Annotated in this window: 12 protein-coding genes; 4 read left to right on the top strand and 8 right to left on the bottom strand. The window is 45.6% G+C overall.

What is annotated here, in order from left to right:
• Positions 1-2: 2 nt before the first annotated feature.
• From bamA to IID12_00340, 6 genes are all read right to left on the bottom strand, one after another.
• Complete coding sequence (bamA, locus tag IID12_00365) at positions 3-2,369, bottom strand: outer membrane protein assembly factor BamA (protein ID MCH8287543.1); 2,367 nt, start codon at positions 2,367-2,369, stop codon at positions 3-5.
• Positions 2,370-2,421: 52 nt separating this feature from the next.
• Positions 2,422-3,216, bottom strand: coding sequence for an isoprenyl transferase (locus IID12_00360; protein ID MCH8287542.1), 795 nt, complete (start codon positions 3,214-3,216; stop codon positions 2,422-2,424).
• 104 nt (positions 3,217-3,320) lie between these two features.
• Positions 3,321-3,575, bottom strand: coding sequence for a sulfurtransferase TusA family protein (locus IID12_00355; GenBank protein MCH8287541.1), 255 nt, complete (start codon positions 3,573-3,575; stop codon positions 3,321-3,323).
• A 110-nt stretch (positions 3,576-3,685) separates the two neighbouring features.
• Positions 3,686-3,982 carry a DUF59 domain-containing protein gene (locus IID12_00350; protein MCH8287540.1) on the bottom strand — a complete coding sequence of 99 codons (297 nt, stop codon included), beginning with the start codon at positions 3,980-3,982 and terminating at the stop codon, positions 3,686-3,688.
• A gap of 21 nt (positions 3,983-4,003) precedes the next feature.
• The gene (locus tag IID12_00345; protein ID MCH8287539.1) at positions 4,004-5,083 is read right to left on the bottom strand and encodes an Mrp/NBP35 family ATP-binding protein; all 1,080 of its coding nucleotides are present in this window, start codon (positions 5,081-5,083) and stop codon (positions 4,004-4,006) included.
• Between the two features lie 32 nt (positions 5,084-5,115).
• On the bottom strand, positions 5,116-5,577 hold the full coding sequence (locus tag IID12_00340; GenBank protein ID MCH8287538.1) for an Rrf2 family transcriptional regulator: 462 nt from the start codon (positions 5,575-5,577) through the stop codon (positions 5,116-5,118).
• 377 nt (positions 5,578-5,954) lie between these two features.
• On the opposite strand from IID12_00340, the gene IID12_00335 reads away from it, so the two are divergent.
• Positions 5,955-6,320, top strand: a complete 366-nt coding sequence (locus IID12_00335; GenBank protein ID MCH8287537.1) for a hypothetical protein — start codon at positions 5,955-5,957, stop codon at positions 6,318-6,320.
• Between the two features lie 190 nt (positions 6,321-6,510).
• Here IID12_00335 and IID12_00330 read toward each other — a convergent pair whose 3' ends face one another.
• A complete protein-coding gene (locus IID12_00330) occupies positions 6,511-8,019 on the bottom strand; it encodes a T9SS type A sorting domain-containing protein (GenBank protein ID MCH8287536.1) in 1,509 nt (502 codons plus the stop codon).
• Between the two features lie 195 nt (positions 8,020-8,214).
• Positions 8,215-8,766, bottom strand: a complete 552-nt coding sequence (locus IID12_00325) for a 3D domain-containing protein (protein MCH8287535.1) — start codon at positions 8,764-8,766, stop codon at positions 8,215-8,217.
• A gap of 254 nt (positions 8,767-9,020) precedes the next feature.
• On the opposite strand from IID12_00325, the gene IID12_00320 reads away from it, so the two are divergent.
• The 3 genes from IID12_00320 to IID12_00310 all read left to right on the top strand — a co-directional run bounded on the left by IID12_00320 (position 9,021) and on the right by IID12_00310 (position 12,975).
• Positions 9,021-9,839: a hypothetical protein gene (locus IID12_00320; protein MCH8287534.1), complete on the top strand. Its 819-nt coding sequence runs from the start codon at positions 9,021-9,023 to the stop codon at positions 9,837-9,839.
• Entirely contained in the window at positions 9,836-10,564 is a 729-nt protein-coding gene (locus tag IID12_00315) for a hypothetical protein (protein ID MCH8287533.1), read from the top strand. Before IID12_00320 ends, IID12_00315 begins: the two co-directional genes overlap by 4 nt.
• Positions 10,565-11,361: 797 nt before the next feature.
• The gene (locus IID12_00310; protein MCH8287532.1) at positions 11,362-12,975 is read left to right on the top strand and encodes an Rne/Rng family ribonuclease; all 1,614 of its coding nucleotides are present in this window, start codon (positions 11,362-11,364) and stop codon (positions 12,973-12,975) included.
• Positions 12,976-12,986 lie beyond the last annotated feature (11 nt).

The following is a 12,986-nucleotide window of genomic DNA, read 5'->3' as shown; positions in this document are numbered from 1 at the left end:
TATTAAAATTGTCTTCCGAACTGGAAGTGAACCTTCCAACCCTCTCTTTCGCCGGGAGTAGTCAAATCGTCGAATCCGTATCCCATGTCGAAACCGATTAGACCGACGAGCGGCATAAACATCCTTAGCCCAAATCCGGCGGATTTTCTGAGATCGAATACGTCAGTCGATTTCATATCGAGCCACGTATTACCTCCTTCATAGAAGAACAGTCCGAATATAGTGGGGTTCGGGGCAATCGGAAATCTTAGCTCGATTGAAAATTTTGCAAGAACACGGGCTCCCAGCGCAAAATTACTCTGTGTCGGACTCGGCGGACCTACCGTCCTGTCGTCATAGCCGCGAAGAGGCTCGCCGATAGTCAACCCGCTTCCTCCCATGAAAAAATATTCGTCCCAGGGAATAAATGCGTTTTTCTTGAACGTCCCTATCGCTCCGTATTTATATTTGCTGAACAGGACAAACTTCCAGAACACCGGTGTGTACCAATCGACTGTTATGGTGTTCTTGTAGAAATCTTCGTTTCCGCCGAGAGGACCGCCGGATATTTGTGAGACAAGGGTGAACACCGAACCCTGAGTTGGAAATTCCGGTCTGTCCCTGCTGTCCCTTGATATCGCCGTCGTAATGCTTCTCTGGTGTGTTTTGATGACCTTGTCACCGATCTCATTATCAGGAATTTTGTCGGCTTCAACCTTTGTTATCAGCCTTTCAAGAATACTGCGGTCGCTTATGTTATCAAATTGCCGTTCGGCAATTCGCAGTGAAGCGTTTCCCCTGAAGTAATCGTCAGGCCATTTAAACCGCCTGCCTAAACTTATAGAGCCGCCAATTTCCTTTTGATCGAGGGGAAAAAAGACTCCCCTCCTCTTTGTCGAGAAAACCCGAAAACCCGCAAGCGTCGGGGTGTCAAATAACCAAGGTTCGGTAAATCCAATCGATAACGCCCGGTATACTCTGCCGAACTGCCAGTTAAAAGAAAGCACCTGACCGTTTCCGATGAAGTTATTGAAATCGACTCCGATTGAACCTATCGCCCCGTCACGCTGAGAAAATCCCGCAGAGGCATTCGCCCTGTCAGTCTGTTTCTCCTCAACAGAGATTTCGATATCGATCTCATCATCGTCCACAGGCCGGATATTAGGAATTACATTGGCGAAGTAATTAAGTATCCATACTTCCCGCTGGCTTCGAATAAGTTTAGTCCTGCTGAATACTTCGCCCGGGAATATCTTCATTTCTCTCCGGATGACTTTTTCCTTTGTCTTCGTATTCCCGTAAATGTTGACGTTCCGAACAAATACTTTTTGGTTTTCCTGTATGCTGAACTCAATATCCACTCTATCCTCTGCCGAAGGGATTTGTACCGGCTGGATGTTCACATATATATAACCCCTGTCCATATATATGCCGGTGAGGTTTTCGTACACGGCTAAATCGAGCTCTTTTTCGCTGTAGTCATCACCTTCGGTCAGCCCGAGAACGCGGGACAGCTCTTCGTCGTTGAAGAGCTGATTACCCTCGAACGTCAGTTTCCCTAACTTATAGTGCATTCCCTCTTTGACAGTTATGTCTATGAAGAGCTTCTCTAAACTATCGTTATAATAAAGCGAGTCCCTTACGATCTCCGCATCCCGGTATCCGTTATCCTGGTAGAACTGAACTATGTTCTTTTTATCCTCTTCATATTCGTCTTTATCAAAATTCCCCTTTCGCCAGAATCTTAATTTCCCTTTTTCTTTGGTCTTCTTCATCTGTTTCTTTATCTTGCCTTCCGAGAAATTTTCTACTCCGCTTACACGGACACCCCGTATTTTGACCTTTGACCCTTCCTTGATGTTAAATCTCAGAATTATGTAATCTTCCTTTTCCGAGGGAATACGTTCGGTGCTGATTTCCGCAAGGAGGAACCCTTTTTCCTTATAGAGATCTTTTATCGCCCGGATAGTGCGCATTTCCATATGAGGGGTGATTCGCTGACCCCGGAAAAACGTAACGACCTCCTCTAATTTGTCGTCCTTTATCTCTTTGTTGCCTTTAAGCTCGTATTTATCAATTTTTAAATATTCTTCGACCTTGATTAACAGATAGATTCCTTCTTCAACCTGTTTTTCTGCCAGAATCTGAACGTCCGAAAATATCTTCATAGCCCACAACTTGCTGATGGCATCCCGGATGTCATCACCTGATATCGACTTACCCGGTGAAAGCCCGGAATTTCTTATAATGACATTCGATGAGGCGCTCTTATTTCCTTCGACGTCAACACTGAATATCTGAATCTTTTCCTGTGCGATTCCCGCCGAATAGGTCGATAAAACGATCAACAATATCTTGATAGCGGACAATTTGTAAAAGACTCTTTTCATATCTATTGATGACTACGCAATTAAATTCTCATTAAAATTCATATTTTTAACGTCAAGAGGTTGTCGCAGCTTCTTTTTGTTTTCCTACCTGTTCGCTTACTAACCCGAATCTTCTTTCACGGCTTTGATAATCCCTTATTGCCTCGTACAACTGTTCTCTACGGAATCTGGGCCAGAGAGTTTCAGTAATGTAAATCTCCGTATAGGCTACCTGCCACAATAGAAAGTTGCTGATCCGCGCCTCTCCGCTCGTCCTTATCAACAAATCAGGGTCCGGGATATCCTTTGTGTACAGATAATCCGAAAAGACTGCTTCGTCTATATCTTCTAATTTCAATTCCCCCGACTCAACGGCGATAATGATATTCTTGACAGCATTTATTATCTCTTTGCGTGAACCATAAGAGAGCGCGAGGTGCAGCCTTAGACCGGTGTTTTTTGCCGTATTCTCCATGGCATGCCTCATTTCCTTTGCCGCATCGGCCGGAAGGTCGTCAAGGTTTCCGATAGTGGATATCACAACATTATTTTTCATTAACTCTTTTAGTTCACGACGAATAGTTCTCAAAAGAAGTTTCATCAGCGCGGAAACCTCTCTTTTAGGACGACTCCAGTTCTCAACGGAAAAAGTGTAGAGAGTAAGATTTTCGATTCCCAATTGTCCGCAGGCTTCAACTATATCCTTTACCGACTTGATACCTTCGCCATGACCGGCAACCCTCGGCAATCCTCTCGATTTTGCCCACCTGCCGTTGCCATCCATAATTATTGCAATGTGATTCGGTAATTTTCCCGATGCCCGAATTTCCTCTTGCACCAGTTTGTCTTCTGCTTCAGGTTCCTTCATTTATGGCTGATTATCCGGTTTAACTTTAGCCTAATATGATACTTACCATAGATTCTAATGTCAACTACCTTAAGTAGGGAACAAGTTTGATATTTACTTTATAATCATTCCCGCTTACGCTCCCCTTTTTGCACGTAAACGATGTAACCGCTTATATTTTCTAATTTCTCCTCGCCGAGATACTCATGACCGTTGCTGTTGCACCATGCGGGCATATCCAGAATGATCGCCCCGTCATCGGATGATATTGACAGGATTTCTCCGACTTCGATAGTTTTGATAAATTTGTTGGTTTCAATGATAGGGTAAGGACACAGATAACCTATTGTATCCAATTCTTTGTCCGGAATAATATTCATAATCGGAATGTAACAAAAACAGGGTAAAATTTCAAAGCGAATAAGATTAAAAAACCCCGACATCAGCTCCGGCTGATGTCGGGGTTGATTAATTCATTCTCGAGAGGCTTTTAGAATCCCATTTTCTCCTTGGCGGCATCGCTCATCATTGTGGGATTCCACGCCGGGTCCCAAACGATGTCCACATCAGCCTGCTCAATTCCGTCCAGGGCTCTCAGTCTTCCGGTAACATCAGCTGAGATCTGTCCGCTCATCGTGCAGCCTTGTGCTGTAAGCGTCATAGTTATTTTCACTGATTTATCTACTATGTCTACGTCATAAATCAGTCCGAGATCGACTATGTTCACCGGGATCTCCGGATCGAAACAATCTTTCAGCGCCTCAAGTACTTCACTTTCATTTACCATATTTATCTCCAGAAATTAATTTTATGCTGTTTCCAATACCCTTGATTCTTCCCTCACGCCTACTGCCGCTTCGACTCTTTCCGCTATCTCAAGAAATGCTTTCGAGGAGATTGAGTCCGGCTCGCTTAATGATACTGGAGTTCCCTCATCTCCGCTTATTCTTATGGACGACTCGATTGGAATTTTCCCGAGGAAAGGCACCTGAAGTTTCAGCGCTTCCCTCTCGCCGCCTCCGCTGCCGAAGATATCCGTCTCTCCATCACAGTGGGGACAGTGGAACATGCTCATGTTCTCGACGATACCGAGAACGGGCGCGTTGACCTGTCGGAACATCGCGGCTCCCTTGTCCGCATCTAACAGGGCAAGGTCCTGCGGCGTTGTGACTATAACCGCTCCCGTCAACTTTACTTTCTGAGCGAGCGTGAGCTGCACGTCGCCTGTACCGGGAGGAAGGTCCAAGATCAGATAATCCAATTCTCCCCATGTTATATCGTCAATAAACTGAGTTATGAGCTTGGCTACTATCGGTCCACGCCAGATGACAGGTGATTCATCGTCAAGCAGTAACCCGAGAGACATTAGTTTGATTCCGTGTTTTTCTAACGGGATGATTTTTCTCCCTTCGCCGATTCCGGGTTTTTCGCTGACGCCCATTATCGTCGGCACACTCGGTCCGTAAATGTCGCAGTCAAGAAGACCTACGCTGTGTCCGAGTTTTGAAAGAGACACCGCAAGATTAGCCGCCACCGTTGATTTACCCACTCCACCCTTGCCGCTCGCCACCGCGACAGTATGTTTTACGCCCTCTATCAGTGCCTGACTTGCCCATTGATTTTGCGGCTGTGGATCTTTCTGACGTTTAAGCGGTTCCGCTTCTTCAAATTGGACTTCCTCGATTTCACCGGTCGATTTAAGACCTTCCGTTATCGAGCTTGTGATATCCTCTTTCTTCTTTTCGTCACTTGTGCTGATGTTCACTGATACAACAGCCTTCTTGCCGTCTATCTCTACGTCTTTTAAAATCCCGAAGGATACTATATCACGACTGAAACCGGGATACTTAATCCCCCTTAATATCTTCATTGCCTGTTCTTTATTCATTTGCTCCTGTCTTCATCATTGTTGGTTTAATATTAGTTTTCGATATAAATCGGCTGACCCGCAAGCTGATCGGCGATACCTTTCATGGTGACGCTTTCCAACACCTCGAACATCTTATCTTCCGCAGCCTGAAAAGTCTCCAGAATCATACATTGGATGTTTATCGAACAGTTTGACTTAACTCCACTACAGTTGAATATTGGGTTGGTACTCTCCACCGCTCCGACAATCTCTTTCAGGTTTATATCTTCCGGTCGTTTCGAAAGAGTATAGCCGCCTTTCGATCCGCGGTAAGAACTTACTAATCCGGCCTTTGAAAGAGCCTGAAATATTTTCGCGAGATAACTCTCCGAGACGTTTTGCTCTCTTGCAATTTCACTAACGTAGACTACCATGTTCTCCGGTTTGTTGGAAAGGTAATATACACCGTGTATCGCATGCTCGCTTTTTGAGGTAAATTCCATCTTTTTTATCCGCCATTTTAATTCGGACAATCTTTGTCCGATTGAAATATATAACGGCTATCCTACTATTGCAAGCTGTTATTCCCGAGATTTTCACTTGATTTGTATATTCCTCACCGATAAGTTCACACGAAATAGTTCACTGATTTACATCTAAATTGATTGGAGGGCCGTTGAGAACAAACTACTTAAATAGAATACGCATATTCCTTTTTCTTGTCCTTTTCATAATCCCCGGCAGTCAGATAGCGGCAGATCCCGCTAATAATCAATACCGTAACGCCCGCTTCAAAGAACTTCAAGGCATTGACACTCTCAAGGAGCTTTTCAACAAGGACGGGGGAAAGGTAAGGCTCTTCCTGTTAATGTCTCCTACCTGATCGGTTTGTATCCGCGGCGCCAGGTGGGTGCAGAAAAATATACTGACAAAATATCCCGATGCGGACTTTCAGCTCTACGTCGTCTGGATGCCTGTTATCCGCGGTGATTCGAAACTCGCCGTACCCGACGCTGTAGCGCTTCTTCCCGACTCGCGCGTCCTGCATTATTGGGACCCGACGCGGTTAAGCGGAACGTTCTTCAAGAAAAACATCGCACCCGACGTCACCAGCAGCGTAGCGTGGGATATGTTCTTCCTTTATGATTCGGATGCCGTTTGGGATGAATTCCCCGATCCGCTCGTCGATATGGGCAGAACCGTGATAGCGACATCCGGCGCGCTCGGTTATGAGTTCGGCGAACTCATGAAACCGAAAAAGAAGAGCTCAGAGTAAAAAAGGACTTAATCTCCGTCTACTTCTACCTCAAAAGTAACATCTTCTTCGTCTGGACGAAAGTAGGGGACGCAGATCTGCGTCCCATGACTTCTAAACTGCAGAATTATAAGTGCGAGTCAGGGCTTGCCCTGACTGCCACGATAACGAAATATTCTTATTCGTTGCAGAACCTACTCTTTTAAGAACTCTACTTCAACAAAACCATCTTCTTTGTCTGTACCTGTCCATCTGACATGAGTTGATACAGGTAAACCCCTGATGACACTTCCATCCCCTGCCGGTCTTTTCCGTCCCACACTGATTCATAGACTCCCGGTATTTTCATATCCCGCACAAGTGTAGTCACCTCTTCACCCAATATATTATAAACAACCAGCCGTACTCTCGAGGGGCGCTTGATTTCGTATACGATGGTTGTAATGGCATTAAAAGGATTGGGGTAATTCTGGTGTAGAGAAAAGGCGAGAGGTAAAATCGGTTCTGATTGAGTTTCAAGGTTCGGTGGATCATAAAAGTCAATTATGTTTGATAGAAGCTTAGCTGCCGTCGAATCGCCTGCCGAAGTCCATGTGGTGTAAATTCTTCCATTTCGGAGCAAAACACTTGAGAAATATTGGCGTGAACTATCCATAACCGAGGAGACTCTGAAGTTGACCCCCAGCGGTGTCCAATCTGACTCGAAGCGCTGAGCGTAAATTTTCGAAATACCGTTTATAAACATGTCCCAGACCACGATAAAAGTACCATCACGGTCGAACGAGATATCAGGATAGTCCGTGAAAAGAGAATTGTGCGCTGATAAATCGACTCGTATGCTTGGACCAAGAGGCGTCCCATCAACGCCGAGCCGCCGCATTTGAACGACCCACTCGTTCGAATCGGTCTCACCTGCCCAGACAACACCGAACTCTCCGCTCCCATTCATAGCGACACTAACCTCTCCCAGCCAGGTAAGTTGCGGATCTTCGCTTATGAGGAAATTTGAACCCACGGGTGAACCGTTCGAATTAAACAGCCTTCCGTACGCTCTGAAACTGCCCGAACGGTCATCAAGCCAGACAATCAGAAAATCATCCCGTTCGGGACGGGCGACAACACGCAGCGAAAATTGCCTTACACCGCGTTCTTTTGGGTCATCTAAAAGGATATGCCCTCCCTGGAAAATAAGTGAGTTGGTGGCTATCTGACCGTAAAGTTGGAAATCCGATTGAGTAAATGAACCCTCCCCTATCCAGACAACGATGAACGTTGTGTCGTTCAGATACGCAACGTCCGGCGAATATGTGTCCCCGTCAGCAAAATCGGTAGCTCTTTGCACTATTTCTTCGCTAAGATCAAGAACGTTCGCTTCGATCTCATCGGCGTCAAGGCTCCCTCGTATCTCCCAGACCACTACCGCGTGACCTTTTAATAAGGCGATGCGAGGAAACCAGATATTATTACTGATAGAAACTCTTGCAGGGGCTAATATGGGAAGCCCCATGGAATCGAAAGCTGCATAATATGCCGGTCTTTCTGCACCATACGAGGTATCAGCTTTTCTCCAAACGGCATGGAGATTTCCTTCTCCGTCAAGCTTGATGTTTCCGCCGATTGCAGAATCAGCAAGGACGAAGTCGGAGCGTAGCTGTGCCCGTAATGTTTCCCCATAAAGAAAACAAGAGGCAAGAAGAAAGAGTAAAAATAATTTCTTCATATTGTTATGCAATTTCTCGAAAGACTCATTAATCACTCACGAAAAGAGTTTGACTGCTTCCATTATAATCGGATTATCATCCCCTGTCAAGTAAATTTATAACTTTTCTCGCCGTGATTATTTCATACATAAAAAAGACCGGTTTGAAAACCGGTCTTTCGACAAAAACTCCGCTTAGAAGGCTTAGTTGTTTACTCAGAAGGGAACTATGAACACATTCCTTACACCCCATGCAAGCGCATCACGCTCCGAATCCATCCAGATATCCGCACGTCGTGAATACCGTCTGTTCATAGTATCGTGCACGACCATTCGTCTAACATAGATAAGATCTACGGTGTCGCCGTAACTTATAGCCGCCGCAGGGTTATATCCCATGCGCTCCATCATTTCGTTTTCAGCTCTGATCATATCTCTGCTCAATGCAAGAGTACCCTCCCGGACAGGCTCTCCACTCGCTGTAATGAAGGGTGTTGAATCCGTCTGGTTAACGTCAGAGCTGTACGCGGTTGACACTATTCGCGCGAGCCCCCTATACGGGTTTCGGCTATACTCTTTCTGGAGCCAGATCAGTGATTCCTCAATCTGATTTAATGACTTGAGAAGTGTACGGTTTTCATTTTGCAGCTCTGTTATTTCACCCGCAGCATCATATTCGACTCCGTACTTGATCCCCGTGCCTGTCATAAGGAATATCCATAATCCTCCAAAAACCAGTGTCCTGTTTTTCATTGCCTCCCTCTTCATCAATTTATCCAGTCAGCTTGGCTTTCACCGTATAAACGTATAATTCTACTAAATTTTCAGTTGGATAGTTTCAATCTGTAGTATATAAATATCCTCATACACTACATATTGTGTAATATTAACCCGATTTGTTCAAATTCCAAGAAATATTTTCTTTCCACGATTCATATTTATTCTTGCATTAAAATCGACCGATTCTGTTTTTGCCGCCGTCAAACTTGACAATTACTTCCACCACCGGTTAATTTGACCCGATGAAAAGTTTCGCACCAATATTATCGCCAAAAGTTCTCACCGCTCTGATCGCCGTCACAATTTCTGCATGTACAACGCTCCCTGTCTCCTCCATTCATATCTCGGAAAACGGGTACGATCCCTTGATGCTTCAAACAGTGGAAGTATTTAAAAATCTGGAATTTAAAGCGGGGAATAATGAGAATTATCTATACTTTTCCGTTATCATCAAATCTGATTCTCTGAACAAGAAATATTCGAAGTCCATCCTCAACTTATGGCTGAATTCCGAGGGCTTACATTTAAAAAATTCAGGGTTTCAATTCCCCTTGAAACGGGGAGCGCATCCGTTCATAAAAAACCAATTTTCATCATTAGCCAACTGGGGCGGGTTCAAGAGCCTGCTCACCGATACTCAGAGCGTCAGGCTCGCGGACCGGATCAAGGATTACGAGAAGAAGATATTATATTTCAATGAGAAGACCCGAACTATTGACTTGATAGATGCCGACGGAACTATGGGTTTCAAAATGAATCGAAAGTTCGTCTCCGAAACTATGACCTTTAATTTTATAATTCCGCTGAACGCCGACGGTGAAAAGGTTCTCGGAGTAACGGAACCGGTTGAAAAGAGTCTTGCGATAGGATTCGAAATACTTCCGGACTATAACATCAACCGCCCGAGAGTGCGTTCCGGACCGGCGCTCACTTCACCGGGAATCGGAAGCCCCTCGCGCTCTACCGGAAGATCTCCGACCTTTCTTTCTCAGCCGAAATTGAAGCCGGAAATATACTGGCTCAATCTCAAGTTAGTAAAAGGGAGCGGAAGCGAACAATGACAAAAGAATGCTATCGTTTGGGCATCGTTTGTTTAATTTTATCCGGTTTTTCACTCGGATGCTATACCGCTGTCGAAACTTCGTCACAAAACGGATTTATCTACAAATCGGAAGCTACAGAGTATATCGAAGCAATTTCGAAAAATACCATCCTGTTCGGCACCGGAGTCCGGATGACCGGAAACAGTGACGCATTTTTCACGGGGATTGGCAAACCGGGTGCGGCATCTTCCGTATATCCGGGTTTCCCATTGCTGATAAGCGCTACAATGATGACGGATGAGGTACTCCGAAGCGCCGGAGAATTTTATCAAAACACACTTGGAATGGACATGTTAGAGTCTGATTCGTTGCTTATAAGATATAACACTGATTATGATCTGAAGAACAATAATCTAATATGGATTTACATGAGGACGACTTTTGCAAAGGAATATCTCAGCCCGGATCGGTGGGTCATATTTGTGGAAGATGAAGACGAAAATCAGTACGAACCGAAAAAAGTTCCGCTAATAGTCACTTTATCGCCCGAGAATGAACCTCCCGTCCGCCAAAACTGGCGGAAGGCGCAAACCAAAAAAGTTCAGTTCGGATTGCTTCTCCCGAAAAGTAAATTTGACGGCACCCCCTGGGTGCCTGAAAATGGGAAACTCAAGCTCGTGTTCATGAATCCGAATAAGGGAATCGAAAGAGCCGACGGCAGCTGGGTCTTCAGCAAAGAATAACCTTCAACCCCAACTGTAGGGACAATTCACGTTTACCCCGAAGAAAGCGGGGAATTGTCCGGGAAAAAGTGGGGAATTACACATGGACAACTCCTGCTTTCTGCGAGTTATTTGTAACTGCACCGTAGGGGCTGGTTTATAACCAGCCCGCATATTTCGGGAGGGTTACAAACCCTCCCCTACATATCCCATCAAAGAGGGGATTTAGGAGTAATTTCCCTTATAAAAGCCCAGCCATTTATGATTGAGAATCAGTGTCTGCGATCTATCCTCAGCATATTAACGCAGTCACCCTTCGACTTCCCGCCTGGCAAGCAGTCGGACATGCGTTCAGGGTGACCGCGCCACACCAAATGCTGTCATTCTGAGAAATCCGGACAGAAGAGCTGACAAAAATGTCCTGCCCGGCTTTGCCCGCCAAATCGATGTTGGGCTGGCCGTCCAGACGGATGGGCTTTAACGTTCCCCAGCCTCCGACGGTATTCACACCCCATAATGACAGCACCGTGCGAGTCAGGGCTTGCCCTGACCGCATTAATGAAGACAACCACGCCCTTCCCCCTCCTTGAAAAGAGGGAGGATAATCCTCTCCCCTCGAGGGGAGTGGCCGTCCCGAAGCTTCGGGACACCTCCCTCAAGGGAGGAGAACAGATATGCGGGAATCCGGCAGCCCGTCAGGAGCCGGGCCTTTGCCCGGCCGCCGATGCACTCCATCTCCTCTCACCGATAAAAAATTGAATTGCATGACATCAGTCTGATAATTACCTTAGCTTTGTTTAGGGAGAATTAAATAAACTATGGCTTTTACACAAGATAGAAAGAAAAATCCGAACTATAATCGGCGGCGCCCGCAGTATAAAAAGCCGAAACAACCGGTAACGAGAGAAATTTTTATTAATGAAACGCGGAATGAAACGCGTATAGCGATCACCGAAAACGGACAGCTCGCCGAGATACTCCTCGAGCGCCCCGAAAACATCCGCATGGTCGGCGACATTTATAAAGGCAGGGTTGCCCGTGTTAACCCGGGGATGCGCGCGGCATTTATAGATATCGGTCTTGAGCACGACGGGTTTTTACACTTCTCGGACATAAACGAATCTGTTCACGATTTTATGGACTTGTTCGAGTCCGATTATGATGAAGAGAAAACACCCCAAAAAAGAGGCAGCAGGATCCGTGGAGAATGGATGCCTAAGCCCGGACAGGAACTGATCGTTCAGATAACCAAGGAACCGATTCACGATAAGGGACCCCGCGTCACGACTCATATTTCCCTTGCAGGACAATTTATAGTATTGGTACCGAATGACAGACAGATCGGTATCTCCCGGAAAGTCTCAAATTATAAGGAAAAAAAGAGGCTTCAAAAAATAGCGAAGGCTTTAAGACCCGATGATTTCGGGCTTATCCTCCGAACCGCAGCGAGCGGTAAACCCGCTGAAATGCTGGAGAACGATTTTAATATCCTTATGGTCAAATGGAAGGACGTCGAGAAGGAGATAAAAAAACAGGAGCCTCCGTTCCTCGTTTATAAGGACCTTGAAATGGCATTCAGCGTTATCAGAGACCTCCTGACGGAAGAAGTAGAAAAAGTAATTGTGGATTCCAGAAAACTTTACCGGAAGATAAATGCTTACCTTAAAAATGTGTCGCCGCAACTGCTCGATAAATTAGAATTTTATAATGAACAGATCCCGATATTTGATAAATTCAATATCGAGCCGGAGCTTGAAAAAACTCAGCACCGGAAGGTCTGGCTGAAAAGCGGGGGATACATTCTTATAGACCATACTGAAGCCCTTGTCACCGTGGACGTAAATTCCGGCAGGTTCCAGGGTAAAAAGGAGCACGAACTCAACTCTCTCAAGATCAATCTTGAATCGGTGCCTGAAATTGCAAGACAACTTCGCCTCCGGGACATAGGAGGGCTGATAGTAATAGATTTTATTGATATGGAAGACCTGAAAAACCGAAAGTCCGTCTATCATGCGATGCGAAAGGAAATGTCCAAGGATCGTGCGAGGAGCAAGGTATTCGAGCTCTCTGAACTTGGTCTTATAGAGATGACAAGGCAGAGAATCGGGCCCGGACTGCTCTACCGGGTAAGCGACGTGTGTCCTGTCTGTCACGGTCTTGGGAGGGTTATCTCAAAAGACACCCTGATTAACAAGATAGAACGCTGGATAAAGCGAATGAAAGTGGAAAATCCGGAACGGCGCCTCATAATTAACCTCCATCCGGACGTTGCCTTCCACTTTTCCGAGGACAGCAAAGAATCGATTCGAAGGCTTATGTGGAAGTACTGGATTAAGTTGGACATAAGGGAAGATGCGGAACTCAGTATGAACGATTTTCGGATATTTTCAAAGAAAAGCGGTCTGGACATTACGGAACAATTTACCTCTTGACAGTGAATTCG

This window comes from Candidatus Neomarinimicrobiota bacterium (assembly GCA_022567655.1).
Taxonomy (GTDB): Bacteria; Fidelibacterota; SORT01; order SORT01; family SORT01; genus JADFGO01.
Note: the sequence above shows the minus strand (reverse complement) of the source record. Positions and strands in the feature narration are given on the sequence as shown.